Origin of the sequence: Myxococcus sp. AB036A (assembly GCF_006547355.1) — a bacterium.
Classification (GTDB): domain Bacteria; phylum Myxococcota; class Myxococcia; order Myxococcales; family Myxococcaceae; genus Myxococcus; species Myxococcus virescens.
In genome coordinates, this window is sequence record NZ_VHLC01000065.1 from 21859 (window position 1) to 41257 (window position 19399).

The window sequence follows — 19399 nt, forward strand, 5'->3', positions numbered from 1 at the left end:
CACTCACGCCACGAGTCGGAGGATGCGTTCAGCGGCGTCCTTCGCGCCGTCACGCGCCTGGTAGGACGCGGCGATGCCGGCCACCCGCTGTCGCAGCACCGTGCCCGGCTCCAGCAGTTGTCGCAGCGCTTCGCGGCAGTCCTCCACGGAGAGCGAGCGCGGCGCCCGCACGAGCCCCGCGCCCGACTTCGCCAGGAAGTGCGCCTGGATGGGCTGGTCGTTGCAGACAGGCAGGAGCAGCATCGGAACGCCTTCGGTCAGCGCCTCCATGACGGAGTTGGCGCCGCCGTGAGACATGAGCACGGAGACTCGTGATAACAGTTGTCGCTGAGGTGTGTATGGCACGGCGACCACGTCCCCGGGAAGGCTGTGAACAAAATCTGTATCAGCCAACTCACCCGCGCTGAGCACCACGGTGACGCCCAGGGGCGCGGCGGCCTCGGTCATCGTCTGAAACAAATCGGGTTGCCACGAAATCTGGCTGCCGAAAGACACGTACACCACGGGCTTGGAGCCCAGCCGCTCCCACGGGAAGTCCACCTCGTCACCGCGCGCCTCCGGAGGCTGTGACGGCCCGACCAGGTGTGTGGCGGGAGGGAGTCCTGCGTCGGAGCCCAGGAAGGCCTCGGTGGCGAAGATGACGTTGAGGTCCGGCGACAGGCACTCACAGTTGCGGAAGCGGGCGTCGAAGCCGTGGCGGGCAAACAGCGCCTGTCGCTCATCGGCCAGCGCGCGCACGTTGCGGCGCAGGCCGTAATCGATGGGCGGTTCCAGCAATGACAGCGCGGAGGACACGCCCGCCCAGGGGATTCGCAACGCATGGGCGGCCAGCACGGCGGCGTACTGCATGCCATCCAGGGCCATGACATCCGGACGGAAGCGCTCGACGGCCTCTCGCACCGGCGCCAGCAGCGAGGGCACGGCGTCAATCAGCAGGCCGCGAATCCACTGCCCCAGCGCCGCTTCATCGAGCACCAACCGCGCGAGCGCCTCGCCTCCCGTCTCGATGGCGGGCACGGGCACCTCGGCGTGGGGCAACGTCAGCACCTCCACGCCCAGCCGTTCGAGCTGCGGCGCGGGCTCGGGGATGCACAGCCAGCCCACGTGGTGGCCCATGCGGCGCAGCCACTGCGCGACACCGGCCATGGGGTTGAGGTGGCCCTTCTCGGGGGAGGTGGCAATCAGGATTCGGGACATGGGGGGCGGGCGCTGGCGTGGGCGTGGAGCATGGCGAGGGAGCACAACCGCATCAACAGCCGGTCCATGGCGCTCGCCTCGGGAGCGTCGGCGGCCAGACGTGCGTAGCGCTCCAGCAGCGCCCGGGTCGCCCCCGCGTCGACGCGCTCCAACGGCGCCAGCCGGGCCGGTGTGAGCCATTCCCGGTACAGCTCCAGCCAACGCGCGCGGACGGGGCTGGAGAGCGCGGTGTGCGCATAGCGCGGTGTCTTCCGGGCCAACCGGACCACATCCGGCACCAGCGTGCGCACCGCATGTCGGAAGAGCCACTTGCCGGCCCCGTGCCGCGCGAGCACGCCCAAGGGGAGTCCCAGCGCCACGTCCGCGAAGTCCGCGTCCAGGTAGGGCGTGCACACGTTCACGCCATGTGCGCCCGCGCTCCGGAGCTCGGGAGGCAGCACCAGCTCCCACAGCACCCAGGCCGCGTAGCGGACCTCTTCGGGGTGATCCTCGTCACCGGAAGCCAGCTCCGCGTCCCAGGGAAGGCGAAGTGCCCGCTGATCCACCCCCAAGTTGTCCACAGGCCCCGGGTGCAGCACCTCGTGAACGAGGCGCCGGTCCTCCGTCACACGGGCCGCCGCACCCGCGAGCGCCGCTGGGTTGCCCATGAGCACCTCATCCGCGCCCGCGCCGCTCAGCAACGTGGAGGCGCCCTGCCTCCGGGCCTCCGCGTAGAAGGCATGGCTGGCCACTGCGCGGGCGTTGAGGATGGCCGTCTCCTGGCTCAGGACGGCGGGCTCGAACAGCTCTGGCAGCACCGCGTCCGGAATGGACACGTCGACCAACTCGACTCCGGCCGTGTTCGCCACCGCCCGGGCATTCCGTCGCTCCGTGGCATCCGCGAAGTGGACATCCATGGTCCAGGCGCGCACGCGTCCGGGCGCCTGCCGCGCGGCCAGGGCGCACAACGCGGCGCTGTCCACGCCGCCGCTCAGGCTGACGTCCACCGCGCCCGCCGCCAGGTGTTTGCCCACGCTGTCCGCCAGCGCGGCTACGAGCCGTTCCGCCAGACTGTCTTCATCCTCACGAGTCTCCGGAGTCCCCTCGCTCCGACGCACGCGAGGCAATGCGCCCGGAACCCGGCGCACGCCCTGGAACACGCTTCCGTCGGGGGGCAGCGCATGGCGCAGGAATGCAGCGACGGCCTCCGGTGCCAGCCCCGAGGGATTCAGCCGCCACACAGACGGCGCCAGGCGCGCCAATGACTGGTAGCGGGGCAGGGTGGCGAGCATTCCGCCGGAAGCGTGAGACACGCGGGTACTGTGACAAGCGCCAGGGGCCCCGGGCAACCTCGTATAGTCCCGCCGTGCGCTACGAGCTCCAAGACGGACGCATCCTCACCTGGTCCCTGGAGACGCATGTCGCCACGCACTGCAACCTGCGCTGCGTGCAGTGCTGCCCGCTGTCGCCGCACCTGCCCGCCTGGTCCGTGGACCCCGCTGCCCTGGACAAGGACTTGCGCCAACTGGCCCGGGCCCTCCGGCCCAACGTCTTCAAGCTCACTGGCGGCGAGCCCTTTCTCCACCCCGACCTGCCAGCGGTGCTGGACGCCGTGCGCGCCTCGGGCATCTCCCCGCAGGTGTCCGTCACCACCAACGGCTTCCTCGCGCAGAGCGCCCCCGATGCGGTCTACGAGCGCCTGGACCGGATGACCCTGTCCGTCTACGCCTCCGCGCCGCTGCCGGAGCGCTCCATCGCCCGCATCACCGAGCGCTGCGAGCAGCACGGCGTCTTCCTCACGGTGAAGCGAATCGACGCCTTCCAGCGACTCACGCCGGAGGCGCCGCATGACTCCGAAGACGCCGTGCGAGGCATCCACGCGCGTTGCTGGTTGAAGGTCCGCTGTCACCTGGTCCACGCGGGCCGCTTCTACGCCTGCACGCGTCCACCGCACGTGGCGACGGTGCTCGGGGGCACTTACCCGGAGATGCCCGCGCTGGGCGAAGTCGACGGCGTGCCGCTCGACACGCCGGACCTGCTGGGCCAGATGCTCGGCTACCTCGAACGGGAGACGCCGCTGGCCACCTGCCGTTACTGCCTGGGCGGCGACGGCGCATGGCAGCCGCACGCCCAGCTCCCTCGTATTCGAAGCTGAAGGGGCACCCACCCAGCCTCGCTTCATCTCACTGGCCGCGCGGCTGGGCCGCCTTGGGCAGCGAGGACTGCATGGACGGCGGATAGCGCCCACCCGCGGCGACGCCCGGAGGCGCGACGGCGTTGATGGCGGCCACGTCCTGGTCCGTGAGCGTCACCTCCAGCGCGCCGAGGTTCTCGTCCAGGTACTTGCGGCGCTTGGTGCCGGGGATGGGCACCAGGTCCTTCCCCTGTGCCAGCACCCACGCGAGCGCGAGCTGCGCCGGAGTGCATCCCTTCTCCTTCGCCAGCCGCTCGATGTGGCCGACGAGCTCCAGGTTGCGCGTGAAGTTCTCCCCCTGGAAGCGGGGCGAGAAGCGGCGGTAGTCGTCCTGCGCCAGGTCCTCGAAGCGCTTGATTTGCCCCGTGAGGAAGCCGCGTCCCAGCGGGCTGTAGGGAACGAAGCCCACGCCCAGCTCGCGGCACGCCTGGAGCACGCCGTCTTCCGGCTCACGGCTCCACAGGGAGTACTCGCTCTGGAGCGCGGTGATGGGATGCACCTTCGAGGCCCGGCGCAGTGTGTCCGCGTCCACCTCCGACAGGCCGAGGAAGCGCACCTTGCCCTCGCGCACCAGCTCCGCCATGGCGCCCACCGTGTCCTCGATGGGCGTCTGCACGTCCAGCCGGTGCAGGTAGTACAGGTCGATGACATCCACGCCCAGCCGGCGCAGGCTGGCCTCGCAAGCTTGCCTCACGTACTCCGGCCGCCCGTTGATGCCGCGTTTCTGCGGGTCCGTGGGGTCGCGGACGATGCCGAACTTCGTCGCCAGCACGATGTTCGCCCGGTGCGGCTTGAGCACCCGGCCCACCAATGTCTCGTTGGCGCCCGACCCGTACATGTCGGCGGTGTCGAAGAAGGTGATGCCCCGCTCCAGCGCGTGCAGCAGCGTGGCCTCCGACTCCGCGTCATCCCTGCCCGCGTAGAAGTCGGACATCCCCATGCAGCCCAGGCCCAGCGCCGAAACGGTGGGGCCCTGCCTTCCCAGCTTCCGAGTCTCCATGTCCCTCGCTCCTTCCTCGTGGTGACGCCCCTCTAACTGGAGACTCCCGGCTTCGCATGACCTTCGAGTCTGGAAACGACAGTCAGGGGGCCTGACGGGCCTGCTCCGCGCCCAGGTGGCTGGGCAACTCCACGGTGAAGGTGGAGCCTCGCCCCAGCCTGCTCTCCACGTGGACCCGGCCGCCCATGGCCTCCACCAGTGTGCGGGTGATGTACAGGCCCAGGCCCAGGCCCCCGTAGTTGCGCTCGGACACGGCGCGTTCGAAGCGGCCGAAGAGGCGGGGCAGATGCTGGGGCTCGATGCCGATGCCCTCGTCCCGCACCGTCAGCCGCGCTCCGCCGTCATGCGGCTCCAGGCGCACGTGGATGGGCCTGCCGTTGCCGTACTTCACGGCGTTGTCCACCAGGTTGGTGATGACCTGTTCCAGACGCAGCCGGTCCCACCGGCCCACGATGTCGAACTCTCCCGCCTCCAACTGCAAGGGGGAGCCGGTGCGCGCGGCCTGGGGTTCATACCGGGTGACGACGTCCCGGACGAGCGACCCCAGCTCGAGCTCCTCCAACTCCAGCGAGAGCCGCCCCGCGGAGATGCGCGACACGTCGAGCAGGTCGCCCACCAGCTCCGCCAGCTTCTGCACCTGCCGTGCGCCCACCGCCACGTAGCTCTCCACCAGGTTGCGAGGAACCGGGCCCGGGTGGCGGGCCAGCTCCCGCGAGAGCGCCTGGAGCTTCAGGCTCAGCGGGGTGAGCGGCGTCTTCAGTTCGTGGCTGGCAATGGACATGAACTCATCGCGCAGGCGGATGGCCTCCCGAGCCTCCGCATAGAGCCGGGCATTCTCCAGGGAGAGCGCGGCCCGGTGTGCCAGTTCCTTGGCGAACGCCAGGTCTGACGTCGAGTAATGCCGGCCGGAGTGGGCGTGGATGAAGCTGAGCACCCCCAACACCTGTCCGCGTGCAATCAAGGGCACGGCGATGAAGGAGACGGGCCCTATCGCTTCCAGCACCCGGGCGTGTTCCGTGTCGTGTGCGAGCTCGTGAATCCGTTCCCGGGTCAACCGCTCGACGTGAACCGTCTCCGCCTTCAGCAGGGCGCCCGTGGGGGGATGCCCCGGATTGCCGCTGGGCTGCATTCCGAAGCGGAGGATGTCCTCGGCCAGCGCGTCGTCCTCGAGCCGGAAGTGCGCCGCCTCCAGCCGCCGGAACGTCCCATCCGGCTCCGCCACGTCGACGAGGCACCAGTCCGCGAACGTGGGCACCACCAGCTTCGCCATGTTCCGCAGCGTCGTCTCGTCGTCGAGCGATGACGCCAGCACCGCGCCCGACTCCGCGAGGAGCCAGTCACGTGCCTCGGCGAGCTGGAGCTCGTGCGTCAGGGCCTCGGCGCGCTGTCGGGCCCGGACCAGGTCCGTCACGTCGAAACCGAAGCCGGCGATGCCGTCGACCTCACCCTGCTCGTTCCGCGTGGGCTGATACACGATGTTGAGATACGTCTCCTGTATCTCGTCATTGGGGGGCTTGCGAGGGAACGGCACCGCATTGCCCGTGAAAGGGACGCCGGTGCGGTAGACCTCGTCCAGCAGGGTGATGAAGCCTCGCGACTCCGCCCACGGCAGGGCCTTGCTCGCCTCCTGGCCCACCAGCGTGTCCGTCCCCATCAGTGTGTTGTTCATCGTGTTGGAGAAGGAATAGATGTGCCGGGGGCCATGCATGAGGATGATGGCGGCGGGCGCGTCCCGGAAGAGCGCGTGGAGCCGTGCCTGCCCGGCCTCCGCCTCGCTTCGGGCTGCCCGCTCCCGCTCCAGCAGCCACGCCCGCTCCGCGTTGGCCTTGCGCAGCATGACGTTCAGCTTCGTCATCAGCAGCGCGAGCACGACGAAGACCGCCAGCGAGACAGCCCCTCCCGGGCCCGGCATCAGGTTGAGCAGTGGCTCCAGGAAGTAGAAGTCCACCACCACCACCGACAGGAGCGTCGTCGCCAGGGCGGGGCCCCAGCCGCCCCACCAGCCGGACACCATCACCGCGCCGAAGAAGAACAGGAACGGGGTGGCTGGGATGAACGACGCCACGCACGTCTGGATGAGCCACGCCGCGACGAAGGCGAGGAGCGCGACGCCATAACGTCCGGCGCGTGAAGCCCAGAGTGGGTGATGTCGTTCCGGACGAGCGTGCATGGTCAGGGGCGGGCGCCCGGCCGGCTGCATGCATCCCGCCGGGGAGGAACCACGCACTTCTCAGGTAAGCACCGGAGCCCACTGCATGACATCTTGCTCGCCGCGCTGGCATGCAAGGCTGCTCAGCGCAGCCGGCGGAACGGCTGTGGCTTGGTGCCCACGGCCAGCGCCGATACCTCCACGTGACACACGTCCAGGCTCGGCTGCGTCCAACCCAGGTTCCGCAAGGCGCCGGTGAGCCGCTCGCGCAGTGGCGCCACGTCCGCATGGCTCGCGCCCGCCAGCTTCAGTTGGAAGTGCGAGACGTCCACTTGTGTCAGGCGGAAGCCACGAAGCGCATGGTGCTTGAACACCCAGGCCAGCGCCCAGGCGTCCACCTCCCGGCCCGAAGGCGTGGCGAAGTGGCAGGCCCCGCGCCCGCCGAAGTGCTCCAGCGTCCATCCATGAAACCCACAAGCGCAGGCGTCACGCCGCACGCTGCCCGCGTCACCCGGGAGGTAGCGCAGGAGCGGCAGCACGCTGGGACGCAGCCGCGTCACCACCACCTCGTCCTGTTCGGGCTCCAACCAGACATCCGGAGCCAGGACGTGGAACCGGCCAGGAGCCTCGGGCCGCAGGCACTCCCAGGCCAGCGGGCCCGTCTCAGTCGTCGCGTAGTAGTTGAGGACAGGCGCGGGCACCGCGTTCGCCAGCTCTGCGCGCAGGCCGGCGGGCAGGTGCTGCGCGGAGGTGAGCACCAGCTCGGGCGAGGGCACGTCGCGCTGGGCTGCCAGCCACCGCAGTCCTTCCGGGTCGGAGAAGAGCACGGCGGGACGCACGCGGCGCAGGCGTTGGAGCGCGTCCTCGCGAAGGACGGAGATTCGGTGCAGCGCGCCATCGTGGAGGATGGGCAGGCGCACCGAGTACTCCAGTCCGCCCGGCAGCGCGTCCAGCAGCACCACCCGGGGATGCGAGGGCAGCGCGGCTCCCGCGCGCGCCACGAGGAACCGCAGCACGGCCCACATGTGCAGGCAGTCGCGCCGGTCCCTCACCACATTCACCGGCGCTCCGGTGGACCCGGAGCTCTTCACCACCACGCAATCATCGGCGTCCGCTGGCAGCGTGGGCACCGCGTTCCAGTTCGCGGCCAGGGCCTCACGGTCCAGGAAGGGCAGGTGGCGCAGGTCGTCCAGCGTCTGGAGGTCACCCGGGTGGATGCCCGCCGCGTGGAGCCTCCGGGCGTGGTACGGCGAGTCCCGCAGCGCACCGCGCAGGAAGGACAACCGGGCGTCCAGGTCCGCGCGGGCCGCGTCCTCGTCAGCCAGGGACGCGAAGCGGGCCAGTCCCTGGGCGATGGACTCGGCCCAGGGGATGTGGGGGCGCTGCGAGGAGGTGTCCCGGCGGATGTTCGCGCGAGGCGCGACGCGCAGGTCCGCGGACAGGACTTCCGTCACTCCCGCCACCCACGCGCCTCCGTGGCGCGCTGCTCCGCCTCGCGGAGGGCCTGCTGGCGTTTGTCCGCCTCCTTCTTCCGGGCCTCCTCCGCGCGCCGCATCTCCGCTTCCGCCTTGCGGTAGTCCAGTTGCTCGATTCGCGCGACGGAGCCCTTCGGGGACTCGCCCTTGCACTCGCCGCCCACGACGCGCACCCACTTGCGAATGAACTCCTCGCGGCGGAAGGTGTTGGAGCGAATCATCTCCGCCGTCAGCGGGGCCACGTCCTGGAAGAAGCGCTGCAGGAGCGTCGTCGCGTCGTCGTTCTTGTTCAGTGTCTGCACCGACTCCTGCCGCAGCGCCGAGGACACCAACACGTGCGCGAGCATCACCACCTGCTCCCGCCACAGCGGGGAGCGGGCCTGGTCCTCCAGGGCGCCCCAGTCCGCGCGGGACGGGGGGCGGACCTTCGCGAGCCGGAAGGTGTCGCAGATGATGGCGAGAGCCAGGTCATGCGAATACGGCGACACGATGGGGGCCGCCTCGAGCTGCGTCTGAATCTCGCGGATGTCGAAAGCCATGGGACTCAATTCTCCAGCAATGCCTGGGCGAGGTCGGCGGCCGCCTTCGCGAAGTCGGAGGGCCAGCGCACCACCACCAGCCGGAAACGGCGCTCGCGCAGCAGCGGCGCCAGCGCCTGCCGGGCGCGTAGTTCGTCGGGAAGAGCGAGGATGGCCACCACGAGGCGCGAGCGCCGGATGGACTCCAGCACCGGCGCCAGGGGCCTCTCCGCGGTGACGTTCGCGAGGAAGTCGCTGTCGGAGATGATGATGCGCAGCGCATCGGGCCGCTCGCGTGACAGCGCGTCCATCACGTCGAAGGGGAACTGCGTGCCTCCGCCGATGTAGCTCAGCAGGAAGTCGCGCGCCTTCTCCTCGTCGTACATCCACGGTGACACCTGCGGGTTGCCGTGCGAGTACACGATGCCGCGCACCGTGGCCTTCTTCCGCAGCGCGGAGGCGGACAGCACCTGGGCCGCGAGCGTCATCGCGTTGAGGCTCAGTTCCGGATTGGGCATGGAGCCGCTGGTGTCCAGGTAGATTTCCACGGACGGCGCGCCCAGCTCGGACGGGGGAGGCAGGTCCGCCTCCAGCTCGCGGCGCAGTGGTGACACCGCGGCCAGGTGGCCCTGGGACAGCACCGTCAACGTCCAGTCGATGCTGGACGGGTCATCGCCGTACTCCCACGCCAGGGGCGTGGTGCGCAGGTAGGGCTCCGGCTGGGACGGCGTCGTGGGGAGCTTCAGGATGTGCTGGTCCACCAGCCGCCGATAGTGCTTCGCCACCAGGGCCTGCCGCAGCCTTCCGCCCTGCTTGCCGGGCAGGTGTTCGGTGACGCGGTGGATGGAGTCCAGCTCGTCCTTCTCCTTCGAGCGGGTGCTCAAGGGGGCCAGCCAGCCCCGCTCCTCCGCTTCGTCCAGAGCGTCGTCCCAGCGACTGCTGCCGTGGATGGCGGCATCCAGGTCGTCCACGTCCGGTACGGAGACGTCCCCGCCCAGCGGCAGGCTGAACTCCAGGTCCGCGGGCTTCTCGATGTAGCGGATGAAGGTGGCGCAGAAGTAGAGGAACTGGAGCTTGCTGCTGGGCAGCGCGTAGAAGGTCTGCGCGAACATGCGCGCCTCGGCGCGAACACCGGGGTAGCGCTGCTCCATCGGCTCGAGCTGCGCGGCGGGAACCAGATTCCCAGGGGACAGGCCCCACAGCTCCTCGTAGATGGCCAGGTAGAAGAAGAACAGCGGCGACATCTCGCCGCCCTGCACGCGCTGGAAGCCCCGGTACACCGCGCACAGCGCCTCCGCGTACGTGCGGCCTACCACCTCGTTCACCTGCAAGTCATAGAAGAGGTTGGTGAGGGATTGCTTCAGGCCGGGAACCAGCCGCTGTTCCTGCACGCGCAGCTCTGCGTCCCAGCCCAGGGTGTGTGGGAAGCGCGCGTGGTGGCCGATTTCATGCGCCAGCACCGCCGTGAGGCTGCCAGTGGCCTCCATGGCCTCCAGGAGCTTGAAGTTGACGAAGACCTGGCGCTTCACCAGGTCGATGTATGCGAGCGGCTCCTGGGCGTGGCTGGCGTCGGGGTGGAAGCCCACGTGCGGCTCGGGTGGGCTGAGCTGCACGCGCACGTCCCACAGGGCCAGCGCGTCGCGCCAGCCCGTGGCCACGTCCTCAGGGGTGATGTGCCGCTGAGACGGACTCATTCCGGGACGAACACCAGCACGTGCTGGGAGGTGTGCAGCGTGGCCGCCACCCGCCAGTCATTGGACAGGGTGGCGAACCACGCGTCCGCGCGCGGGTCCTCCCGCAGCGCCTCGTCCAGGTGGGGACTCTCCACGTGGGTCTGCTCCGGCACCTCGCGGCAGCCCATGGCGCCCAGGCGGACGGGCGTCTCCGCCAGCCAGATGCCCTGCGTGGCCGCGTCGCGTCCCGCCACGGCCTGCCGGTGCCGGTCATGCACGCACACCACGGTGGGGGACAGGAAGTGCATCGGGCCGGGGAGGAAGCGGCTGTCCTCCTTCGACAGGTCCACCCAGTGCGCCTGAGCCCGCGCGGCCAGCGGCGCGTCGGGCGGCTCCAGGGCCACGGAGGAGGTCTCACGCAGCCGCGCCTCGATGTCCTGGAGCGACGTCAGCTCCCGGCCCACGCGCCAGAAGATGCGCTGCACCCAGGGCGGCGCGGACTCCAGGTTCTCCCCCAGGTTCCACAGTTGGGCGAACACCTGCGAGCGCTCCGCCGAGGGCACGGCGGCCAGCAGGCGGGGAATCAGGTCCGACCAGGCGAGGGTGAAGAAGTTCTGCCGGCCCGCGCTCGTGGGGTACAGGTAGCCCAGGCCGATGGCCTCCGCGCCCAACTGGAGGTAGGCGCGCAAGAGCTCCTCGCCCTGCGCCGCCGGTGTCCCCGCCTCGAACAGGGCTTGTCCCAGCCGCTGCGCTGCGCCGCCGGTGAGCTCGCGCCACAGGGCGGAGTCCCAGCGCACGAACCGGGCGCGGGCATTGGCTTCCAGCTCGTCGGTGAAGGTGCTCATGGGCGACCGCCCGGGTTCTCCTTCAGCCACGTCGCGTAGTTCCGGTAGCGGCTGTACAGGGACTTGAGGTGGATGACGTCCTCGTAGACGGGGCCGGACAGCTCGTGCCGTGTGAGCAGCTCCTTCATGAGCACCGTCACCTGGTTCATGCGCTTCTCGGTGGTGCGCAGGTCCACGCCGGACAGGCCCTTGTCCAGCTCATGGCGCAGCGTCGTCACCTTGCGCCGGATGGGCGCGTGCGTGTCGTAGTGGCCCATGGCCATGTCGAACATGTTCCGCAGCCAGGCCACGCGGTCCTGGAGGAGCATGCGGTGGCCCTTCACCTCGAAGAAGGCGCTGCGCGGGTTGGGCACCAGCTTCTCGTGCAGCACCCAGGGGGCAATCTGCCGGAAGTCCTCCAGCTCCACGGCGCTGTGGCCGCGGAAGAAGGCCATGGCCTTCGCGAAGTGGAGGATGGTCTGGTACGCGCGCACGCTGACGCCGTTCTCCGTCTGCGTGCAGAGGTGGACCTTCTTGTCCAGCGGGCACTGCTCGTTGCACACCGCGGCCACCGTCTGCCCGGCCAGCTTGAGCGTGTCCTTGTGCTTGAACTCGAAGCGCGGCGAGGCCATGCGGCAGAAGTCCAGTTGCCCCAGGAAGAAGGCGATGCGCTCCAGCACGTCCTTGGGCACCTCCACTTCCAGGATGGCGGCGTAGGCGCGCTCCAGCTCGCCGGGCGTGAAGACGATTTCCTTGGGCAGCAGCTCCTCGGGGGACTTGTCGGCCTCCAGGCGCTGGAGGAGCTGGTCCATGAACCCTGAGTTGAAGGGCACCGCGCGCACCACCACGTCGATGCGGTCCTTCAGCGCCTCGATGACCTGGAAGGTGCCGCCGCCCTGGTCGTCGTTGGCGGTGAGGAACCAGGACGAGCGGCCCGCGTAGACGTACTGGTCCATCATCTCCGCGTAGCCCTCCGCCATGAGGGACAGGAGCGCGGACTGCGTCTTGGTGGGGATGCGGTTGTACTCGTCGATGATTTTGACGCGCTGGCCAATCCACTTGCGCCAGCTCACCTTCACCGCGGACAGGTCCTCCGCCTTGAGCATGTCGGAGGGCAGCGGCGCGCCCAGCAGGTCCGCGATGGAGAGCTGCGGATGGCCGCGCTGGATGCCGCGGTGGACCTCGTCGCGGCCCATGCCGGACAGCAGGGCCATGAGGATGGCGGACGTCGTCTTCCCTCGTCCCGGTCCGCCCACCAGCAGCGCGCGCCGGCAGGTGAAGAGGGTGAGCAGGGGGATGAGGACGAACGAGCTGTAGCTGGTGTCCTCGGGGAGGTGGAGCTCGTCACCCGCGGGCGTCTTGAGGGACGCGGACGAGCCGAACTCCAGGTCGTAGTAGGGACAGATGACGGCGTTGTTGGTGATCCACCAATACGCCTGCCGCATCTTGTCGTGGAGGCTGCCGCCGTCGCGCTCGGAGAGGTGGACATTGAGCTGCTTGTCCGCCGTCGCGCGCCCGGTGAGCAGGCGCGTCACCCAGTCCTGGTTGGCCATGCGCGCCGGAGCCTATCACCCAGGGGAAACGCGACGTAGCACCGTCGCGTGGCGGCCCGATGCCTACAGGGTGACCAGGCCCAGCTTCGCCGCGCGGACCACGGCCTCCGTGCGCCGCTGGACGCCCAGCTTGGCGAGCACGGCATTCACATGGAACTTGGCGGTGTGCTCGCTGATGTCCAGCCGGTCCGCGATGGCCTTGTTGGACAGCCCCTCCGCGAGCAACCCGAGCACCTCGCGCTCCCGCGGCGTGAGCGCGTCCGGCGCGGTGGCCTGGGCCGGTAGCGAGGCACGCGGCGTGGCGCGCAGCTCCGCGAGCGCGGGGTCGAACACGGCCAGTCCCCGTGCCACGGAGAGCAGCGCGGCGGCCAGGGCGGAGGGCTCCGCGTCCCGGAACAGCAGGCCCCGCGCGCCAGCGCCCAGGGCGGCCTCGCCCGCGGCTTCATCCACCACCAGCGCGAGCACCGGTGCGCCCAGGTCGGGGCCCTCCATGTGGGACGGGCGCAGGCCGGTGTCCCACAGCACCGCGTCGGGTGGCTCGCCGGGTTGGGACTCCAGGTCCACCTGCGTCCCGGCCGCCACCTCGAAGAGCACGCCTGTCTGGTCGCTCAGCGCCCGGGAGAGCGCCCCCCGGGCGAGCGGGTCCTCCGAGACGAGGAACAGCCGGAGCGGTGAGGTGGATGCGGCCAGCACGGAACTGCTTCACTAACCGGCCCCTGCGGCCGACGCTGTCCCAGTGCGCTCAGGGGCCTCGCAGCCGCGACATGAGCAGGAAGCCCACGGCGAGCACGAGGAGCACGCCCACCACGGCCCACAAGGCGACGGAGCACCCAGGGGATGACTTCGAGACGATGGGCAGCTTCTGTGTCCGGAGGTCCTCGGTAATCTGCGCGAGCAGCCCTGCGTCGTAGGACACGGGCTCGCCCTTGCGAATCTTCCGGCCTATCGCCTCCAGCTCGCCCCCAGGCAGGTAGCGCTCCGTGAGCAGCAGGCTGCGCGCCTGGAGTTCGCGTTCGGTGCCGTGGGCGGCGGGGTCCAGTCCGCAACCCGTGCAGGGGGTGAACGCGCCCACCTTCGAGTTGCCACACCGCACGCAGACAGCCAGGGTCATGCGCCTACCCTAGCGCGAATGCCCCACGAGGAGCGGCCCGCCATGCCTCGCGGGCCGCTCGCGGGCGTCACGTCAGGGGGCCAGGTTGCTCAGGTGCTGCCGGATGTGCGCCACGGACGTGGTCATCGCGGCCCGGCTGGACGCGAACTTGTACGCCGGGTTCCAGGTGTGGCCGCTGCCGTAGCACCAGCTCAGCCCCTGGACGACGCACTGCTGATGGACCTGCGGGTACTGGATGGCGAAGCCCACGCCGTGGTTGCGCAGCAGCCACGACTTGCGCAGCGCCAGGTTCGTCGTGTTGACGATGGTGGAGTGCTCCACGCTCCCCGCCGCGAAGCCCGCGGTGCGCGCGGTGTGGTCCAGAATCTGGGCGATGCTCCAGCCCTCGCGCGTGTAGAGCTGCCGCGCCGTGTTCTCGACGGTCGCCTGCGAGTGGTAGTGGACCTGCACGCCGGACAGGCCCACCTGCCACGGGCCGCCGTTGTTGTTGCAGGACTCCAGAGGCCAGATGACCCGGTCTCCCGTGGACGTGTTGCAGATGGAGAAGGACTGCGGGTTGGAGCTGGGGTTCGGGCGGTTGGGACCCAAATCCCAGATGCCTTCCTTCATCGCCCACCACGACACGAGCGCCGCCTGGTCCAGCCGCTGTGCCCGCGTCCCTGAGAGCCGGGGTACCGTCTTCGCGGCCACCCAGCGCAGCCACTTCTCCTGGTCCTTGCTGAGCGCGTAGCCATTCACAGACAGGCTGGGCACCTGGTCCCAGTAGTCACCATGGGACCAGCCCACCTGGCCATTGACGTTGACGCGGTAGAAGCCGTTGCTGGGCGTCTCGCTCACCACCGTGGCCTGCTCGCCAATGGAGACCAGCCGGATGCTGGCGTTGGACGTGGAGGGGCCGGTGCGCAGGTAGACGTTCTCCACGGCGCGGATGCGCGCGCCAGCGAGGATGCCGAAGAGCAGCGAGGACTCGGTGGTGCCGGTCTCCTCGACCTCGCCCGGCGCCAGGCCGGCCTCTTCGGGAGGAAGGCCTTCGCCACACGCGAGGCTGAACAGCAGGATGGATGACGCCAGGAAGGCGCGAGGGGCACGGCGCGTCGTGACGGACATGGGGTTCTCCAGGAGGGGGAAACAGCGCCGGAGCCTTGTGCACGGCCTGTGCCCCGCCTTGCTCCTGGGCGGCGCGCGCGGCCGGTGACCACTTTGTGGTCATTTCATGCGTCAGGTGACCGGTTCCGGCCGCGCGGTGGCGTGGCGCTCCGGGGCGGAGGCACGCGGCACAGCCGCTGCAATGCCTCGCCGCGTCCCATCCGGGACACCCGCAGCGCACCCCTCAGGAGACGCCCCATGGATGAACAGTCGCTCGCCCCCCGCCAGCGCTTTCCGCGTTGGATGCTGGCTGGTTGGATGGCCACCGCCGCCTTCGTTGGTTTCCGCTATGTGCCCGCGGCCAACGCGTCACATTCGCATACGGGCTGGAACCAGATTCACATCGCCACCATTCATGGCAACGACGGCCCGGCGGGTGGAGGCAGCGGGCCGGGTTCGCAGGATGAAGAGTACTGCGTGATGTCGGAGACCACCGCGCTCCCGGCCACGACGATTGCGCCCTTCATCGAGCAGACGCTGGCGAAGCTGGACTTCAGCGTCGTCTGGGATGGCGCGGCGGACTGGCGCGTGGACCTGTGGCGCACGCAGAAATTCTGCAACCAGTACGCGACGGCGGACCGCAACCGCATCGAGCTGGAGTTCCGCATCCGCGAGTCCTGGGCCGCGCTGTGCGGCGGCGAGCAGTACGCCTGTGTCACGGCCGTGAATCCGGTGACGGACTCCAGCGGGCGGCACCAGCACTACATGTACATGAACGCGCACCTGAAGCGGGAGCAGATGGCCGCCATGGGCGAGCGCGCGCGCAAGTTCATCAACCACGAGACGGGGCACCTCGTGGGCCTGCGAGACCCCAGCTACTACGGGGACTGCATGCACAGCGTGATGCACAACAACCTGTACGCCAGCCTGGGCTGCACCGACCCGGTGTGGCACCCCACGCCGTCCGACTTCGTGTCCGTGCGCAACATCGCGAACCGCGCCAACTGAACGCCGTCATCCCTTCGACATGAGGAACTTTTCCATGAAGCGATTCCCTCTGCGTGAGTTGGCCCATGTGGTCGCGATGTCCGGTGTCGTCCTGGCGGCGGTGCGCTGTGGCCATCCCGAGGACCCCCACGCGCACGATGACGCCTCCCAGTTCAACGTGCACAGCGCCCTGCTGACGAGCAACCGCGACGCCTTGCGCCTGTGCGTGCAGGAGTCCACGTCGCTGCGTGGCAGCGCCGCCCGCATCACCGAGCGGCTCGGCGCCAGCCTGCGGACCGTGTCCGGCCATCCCGACTGGGAGGCCGCGCGTTTCGGTAGCAAGTCGCCCATCATCGAGCAGGGCTGCCCTGGGCCGGCGCTCGCGCTGGAGCGGCTGGAGCCCAAGGAGTCCATCATCGGCCCGGGCGTCGCGTTGAAGCCCAGCCGCTACCGCACCTTCATCCACGTGCTGGATGAGAAGACGGCGGACGTGGTGCTGGGGGAGCGGCAGGTGGACCGCGCGCCGGCGGAGTTCCTGCGCGTGGACGACCATGTGCTCGCGGAGGTCTCCACGGCGCTCGTCGTGCGTGAGTCGTACCTGGACCACCCCGAGTTCGCCGCGCGCTGGCTGACGGGCGCGGTGGGACTCCAGGCGATGGAGGCGGGCCTGCCCGGCGTGCTGGGTGACGTGTTCGACAAGCCCGTCACGGATATCTCGTCGCTGGCGAAGCCCGCGCTCGACCCGACGCACTGACACGTCGGGGGCTCAGGCCCTGCGAGCGCGCGGCGCGCGGGTGGGCCGGGCGGGAGGCGTCTCCAGCTCCCGCCCGGACATCCGGCGCAGCTCGGCATTGCCCAGGACGACCTGCGTCAGCCGGGAGCGGGAGATGCGCAGCGCCGACGCGGTGGCGACGACGTTGCCGCCATTCTCCACGAGGCTCTGGGCGATGCACTGCCGCTGCACCTCCGCGAGGAAGTCGCGGAGGGAGCCCCCATGCTGCCGGAAGAGCATGGGGAGGTCCGTCATCGCCGCGGGCGTGGGCCGGGGCTCGGCGCACTCCAGTGCCCGCTGCAAGAGCGGCGCGAGCACCGCGCCACCAATGGCGGGCGCATCCGACAAAACGTCCGCCGCGCGAACCAGGTTGTGAAGCTCGCGAACATTGCCGGGCCACGGGTGGGCGCGCATCAACCGCGTGGCTTCGGGAGTGAACGACTTCGGCGCGCCCCCGCGCTCCTGTGCCGCCTGCTCCAGGAAGTACGTGGCCAGCAGGAGCACGTCTTCATCGCGCTCGCGAAGGGGCGGCAGCTCCACCTGGATGCCATTGAGCCGGAAGAAGAGGTCCTGCCGGAAGTCGCCCGCGCGGACCGCCTTCGCCAGGTTCCGATTGGAAGCGGCGACGACGCGCACGTCCACCTGGACCGTCTCCGCGCCGCCCACGCGTTGGAACGAACGCTCCTGCAGGGCCCGCAGCAACGCGGCCTGTCCCCGAGGGCTGATGTCGGCCACCTCGTCCAGGAACAGGGTGCCGCCGTGGGCCTGCTCGAAGCGGCCTCGCTGGCGGGCCATGGCCCCGGTGAACGCGCCGCGCTCGTGGCCAAACAGGTCCGACAGCAGCAACTCATCGTTGATGGCCGCGCAGTTGACGGCGACGAAGGGACCGGAGGCGCGCCGGGACAGGTCATGGATGGCGCGCGCGGCCAGCTCCTTGCCCACGCCGGTTTCACCGAACAGCAGCACGCTGGCGTCGGAAGAAGCCACCTTGCGCAGCTGCGCCACGGCCGAGCGGAACACCGCAGAGCTGCCGCGCAGGTACGGCGGCGCGAAGCCGTCTTCCGTGGGGGACTCACCCAGCAGGGTCCGCAGCCGAGGTCTGTCATAGGCGCGGCGGAAGCGCTGCTGGGCCTCGGGTGGCAGCGCGTCGATGAGCCGTCGCCACTCCGCGAGCGCCGCTTGCCGAGCGCTCAGCCGCTGCGCCTCGGTGCCGCCCGCCTCCGCCAGTTGCAGCGTGAGGACGCGGACCCGCAGCGTGAAGTCCTGGGCGCTCAGTCGGTCGGGACGTGCGCTCGCGCGGCGCAGGGCCCGGCGCGCACGCGCCATATCGCCATTGGCGAAGGCAACGCGGGCATCGAGCAGATGGAGCCGGGCGGGCTGGGTGGCGCTGTTGCGCAGGTAGAGCCGCTGGGCCAGGGCATCCAGAACGGAAGAAGCCTCCTCCGCCCGTTCCAGCGAGAGCAGGGCTTCCACGCGCAGCCATCCGGTGGGGATGGCATAGAGGTGGGGCTGCGCCGTCTCCTCGTCGCCGCTCAATCCGTCCAGCGTGGTGAGGGCCGCCTCCCATTCGCCGCGGGCGCAGTGGAGATGGGCGCGGCTCAGACCCACGGCCAGCCGGGCCTGGGGCGAATCGGGTGCGCGCGCCGCGAGCGCTGCCAGCTTGCGCTCCGCCTCGGCGGTATCGCCCAGGAAGCAATCGGTGGCGATGGCCTGTGGGTAGGCGGAGAGCTGCTGAAAGGGGATGTCCAGGCCCGGCAGGGCGAGCGTGAGCGCGGACTGGGCCTCCAGGTGGCGGCCCTCCCGGGAGTAGGCGAGCCCCAGGCCCAGCAGGGCAACGGCCTCGAAGGGGACCTCGCCGCACAGCAGGGACAGGGCGGCGAGCCCCAACTGGATGGCGGCGGTGTTCTGCTCCGCGCGCCGGGCCAGCGTGGCGAAGGCGACCTTGGCCAGTCCCACCAGGTCGTCCAGTCCGGCGGCGCGAGCCTGTCCCTCTACGGTGGTGAACAGGCGCCGTGCCAGCGTGTCGTCGCCGGCATCCATTGCCACACGTCCCTCGAGCACCGTCATCATCAGCCGAGAGAAAGTGTTCTCCGGGCCCGCGAGCGCCGGATGCGCCTCGCGCGCGAAGGCGATGCCCGCCTCCCGCTGCCCGGCGTCGAGAAGGAACTGCAGATGCGTGGGCGCCAGGAAGCCATGTGCCTCCGCGATGCGGCCCGCGAGTCCTTCGGTGCCCAGGGCCCAGGCCACCAGCGCGTGGCCGGACGCCACCTGTCCCCCTCTCACGAGGACGTGCGCGGCCGTGGCGAGCAAGGCACTGGCCCACCGAGCCTGCTCACCCCAATGGGCGAAGTTCCAGGGCGCGGGCATCACGCTGCGCGAGGGCGTGGGCTCCAGTGCCCACAGGATGCCCTCCACCATGTCCGCGGCGCGTCCCGTCGCCTGCTGCAGTTGCTCACGTCCCTGACCCAGCGGGTCCGCCGCCAGCATCAACAGCAGGGCTTCGTCGGAGGCCTCGGCCAGCGGAGCCAAACGGGCGCAGGTCTCGCGGACCTCGGCCACCTCCAGCAGGTTCACCGCCATGTCGAGCGTCGCGGCCCTGGCGGGCGCCAGCCGGTGGCCCGGAAGCATCGTGCACAGGCCAGCCTCACACGCGAGCCGGGCGCCCTCATGGAGCGATGTGCCCAGCGCCTCGGCGAGCGTATTCACGGGCAGTGGCCGAGGCGCCGCACATGCGGCCAGCACGGCGAGGCGGCGCAGGCGCGCGGGCTCGCGACGTGCGGGGTGCAGCAGGGAGGCGATGGTGTCATCAGGAGAGACAGGCACAGTCGGAAAGCCTGATGCCGCTCCGACAAGCCATCAAGGGGCCCTCGCCGAGACAGCG

At 70.1% G+C, this 19399-nt stretch carries 16 protein-coding genes; 3 read left to right on the forward strand and 13 right to left on the reverse strand.

Features of this window, described 5'->3' with window-relative positions:
• Positions 1–3: 3 nt before the first annotated feature.
• Positions 4–1197, reverse strand: coding sequence for a glycosyltransferase (locus FL344_RS24455; RefSeq protein ID WP_141620211.1), 1194 nt, complete (start codon positions 1195–1197; stop codon positions 4–6).
• The gene (locus FL344_RS24460) at positions 1182–2468 is read right to left on the reverse strand and encodes an asparagine synthase C-terminal domain-containing protein (RefSeq protein ID WP_228565336.1); all 1287 of its coding nucleotides are present in this window, start codon (positions 2466–2468) and stop codon (positions 1182–1184) included. Before FL344_RS24460 ends, FL344_RS24455 begins: the two co-directional genes overlap by 16 nt.
• Before the next feature lie 74 nt (positions 2469–2542).
• Between FL344_RS24460 and FL344_RS24465 the strand changes: the two genes are divergently transcribed.
• The gene (locus tag FL344_RS24465) at positions 2543–3331 is read left to right on the forward strand and encodes a radical SAM protein (RefSeq protein ID WP_141620213.1); all 789 of its coding nucleotides are present in this window, start codon (positions 2543–2545) and stop codon (positions 3329–3331) included.
• A gap of 28 nt (positions 3332–3359) precedes the next feature.
• Here FL344_RS24465 and FL344_RS24470 read toward each other — a convergent pair whose 3' ends face one another.
• From FL344_RS24470 to FL344_RS24515, 10 genes are all read right to left on the reverse strand, one after another.
• Entirely contained in the window at positions 3360–4370 is a 1011-nt protein-coding gene (locus tag FL344_RS24470; protein ID WP_141620214.1) for an aldo/keto reductase, read from the reverse strand.
• 82 nt (positions 4371–4452) lie between these two features.
• Positions 4453–6540 (reverse strand): ATP-binding protein, encoded by a 2088-nt coding sequence (locus FL344_RS24475; protein ID WP_228565337.1) that lies wholly within the window; start codon positions 6538–6540, stop codon positions 4453–4455.
• A gap of 122 nt (positions 6541–6662) precedes the next feature.
• Positions 6663–7982: a phenylacetate--CoA ligase family protein gene (locus tag FL344_RS24480; protein ID WP_141620216.1), complete on the reverse strand. Its 1320-nt coding sequence runs from the start codon at positions 7980–7982 to the stop codon at positions 6663–6665.
• Entirely contained in the window at positions 7970–8533 is a 564-nt protein-coding gene (locus tag FL344_RS24485) for a hypothetical protein (RefSeq protein WP_194863234.1), read from the reverse strand. Before FL344_RS24485 ends, FL344_RS24480 begins: the two co-directional genes overlap by 13 nt.
• A 5-nt stretch (positions 8534–8538) precedes the next feature.
• Entirely contained in the window at positions 8539–10206 is a 1668-nt protein-coding gene (locus FL344_RS24490; protein WP_141620218.1) for a VWA domain-containing protein, read from the reverse strand.
• On the reverse strand, positions 10203–11030 hold the full coding sequence (locus FL344_RS24495; protein WP_194863235.1) for a hypothetical protein: 828 nt from the start codon (positions 11028–11030) through the stop codon (positions 10203–10205). Before FL344_RS24495 ends, FL344_RS24490 begins: the two co-directional genes overlap by 4 nt.
• Positions 11027–12562 carry an AAA family ATPase gene (locus FL344_RS24500; protein ID WP_011550453.1) on the reverse strand — a complete coding sequence of 512 codons (1536 nt, stop codon included), beginning with the start codon at positions 12560–12562 and terminating at the stop codon, positions 11027–11029. The genes FL344_RS24495 and FL344_RS24500 overlap by 4 nt, the downstream gene beginning before the upstream one ends.
• Before the next feature lie 63 nt (positions 12563–12625).
• Positions 12626–13255 (reverse strand): response regulator transcription factor, encoded by a 630-nt coding sequence (locus tag FL344_RS24505; RefSeq protein ID WP_141592832.1) that lies wholly within the window; start codon positions 13253–13255, stop codon positions 12626–12628.
• Between the two features lie 49 nt (positions 13256–13304).
• Positions 13305–13673, reverse strand: coding sequence for a hypothetical protein (locus FL344_RS24510; RefSeq protein ID WP_141620220.1), 369 nt, complete (start codon positions 13671–13673; stop codon positions 13305–13307).
• A gap of 72 nt (positions 13674–13745) precedes the next feature.
• Complete coding sequence (locus tag FL344_RS24515; RefSeq protein ID WP_141620221.1) at positions 13746–14780, reverse strand: SH3 domain-containing protein; 1035 nt, start codon at positions 14778–14780, stop codon at positions 13746–13748.
• A gap of 237 nt (positions 14781–15017) precedes the next feature.
• Here FL344_RS24515 and FL344_RS24520 point away from each other — a divergent pair, with 237 nt between their 5' ends.
• Together FL344_RS24520 and FL344_RS24525 are read left to right on the forward strand one after the other, a co-directional pair.
• Positions 15018–15767: a hypothetical protein gene (locus FL344_RS24520; protein ID WP_141592835.1), complete on the forward strand. Its 750-nt coding sequence runs from the start codon at positions 15018–15020 to the stop codon at positions 15765–15767.
• A 34-nt stretch (positions 15768–15801) separates the two neighbouring features.
• Positions 15802–16500 carry a hypothetical protein gene (locus FL344_RS24525; RefSeq protein WP_141620222.1) on the forward strand — a complete coding sequence of 233 codons (699 nt, stop codon included), beginning with the start codon at positions 15802–15804 and terminating at the stop codon, positions 16498–16500.
• Between the two features lie 12 nt (positions 16501–16512).
• Here FL344_RS24525 and FL344_RS24530 read toward each other — a convergent pair whose 3' ends face one another.
• The gene (locus tag FL344_RS24530; protein WP_141620223.1) at positions 16513–19341 is read right to left on the reverse strand and encodes a sigma 54-interacting transcriptional regulator; all 2829 of its coding nucleotides are present in this window, start codon (positions 19339–19341) and stop codon (positions 16513–16515) included.
• Positions 19342–19399 lie beyond the last annotated feature (58 nt).

Excerpts from the sequence above, each read along its gene's own strand:
- FL344_RS24455 (WP_141620211.1), bottom strand. The coding sequence starts at position 1,197 with ATGTCCCGAATCCTGATTGCCACCTCCCCCGAGAAGGGCCACCTCAAC.
- FL344_RS24460 (WP_228565336.1), bottom strand. The coding sequence starts at position 2,468 with ATGCTCGCCACCCTGCCCCGCTACCAGTCATTGGCGCGCCTGGCGCCG.
- FL344_RS24470 (WP_141620214.1), bottom strand. The coding sequence starts at position 4,370 with ATGGAGACTCGGAAGCTGGGAAGGCAGGGCCCCACCGTTTCGGCGCTG.
- FL344_RS24475 (WP_228565337.1), bottom strand. The coding sequence starts at position 6,540 with ATGCACGCTCGTCCGGAACGACATCACCCACTCTGGGCTTCACGCGCC.
- FL344_RS24485 (WP_194863234.1), bottom strand. The coding sequence starts at position 8,533 with ATGGCTTTCGACATCCGCGAGATTCAGACGCAGCTCGAGGCGGCCCCC.
- FL344_RS24490 (WP_141620218.1), bottom strand. The coding sequence starts at position 10,206 with ATGAGTCCGTCTCAGCGGCACATCACCCCTGAGGACGTGGCCACGGGC.
- FL344_RS24495 (WP_194863235.1), bottom strand. The coding sequence starts at position 11,030 with ATGAGCACCTTCACCGACGAGCTGGAAGCCAATGCCCGCGCCCGGTTC.
- FL344_RS24500 (WP_011550453.1), bottom strand. The coding sequence starts at position 12,562 with ATGGCCAACCAGGACTGGGTGACGCGCCTGCTCACCGGGCGCGCGACG.
- FL344_RS24510 (WP_141620220.1), bottom strand. The coding sequence starts at position 13,673 with ATGACCCTGGCTGTCTGCGTGCGGTGTGGCAACTCGAAGGTGGGCGCG.
- FL344_RS24515 (WP_141620221.1), bottom strand. The coding sequence starts at position 14,780 with ATGTCCGTCACGACGCGCCGTGCCCCTCGCGCCTTCCTGGCGTCATCC.
- FL344_RS24520 (WP_141592835.1), top strand. The coding sequence starts at position 15,018 with ATGGATGAACAGTCGCTCGCCCCCCGCCAGCGCTTTCCGCGTTGGATG.
- FL344_RS24525 (WP_141620222.1), top strand. The coding sequence starts at position 15,802 with ATGAAGCGATTCCCTCTGCGTGAGTTGGCCCATGTGGTCGCGATGTCC.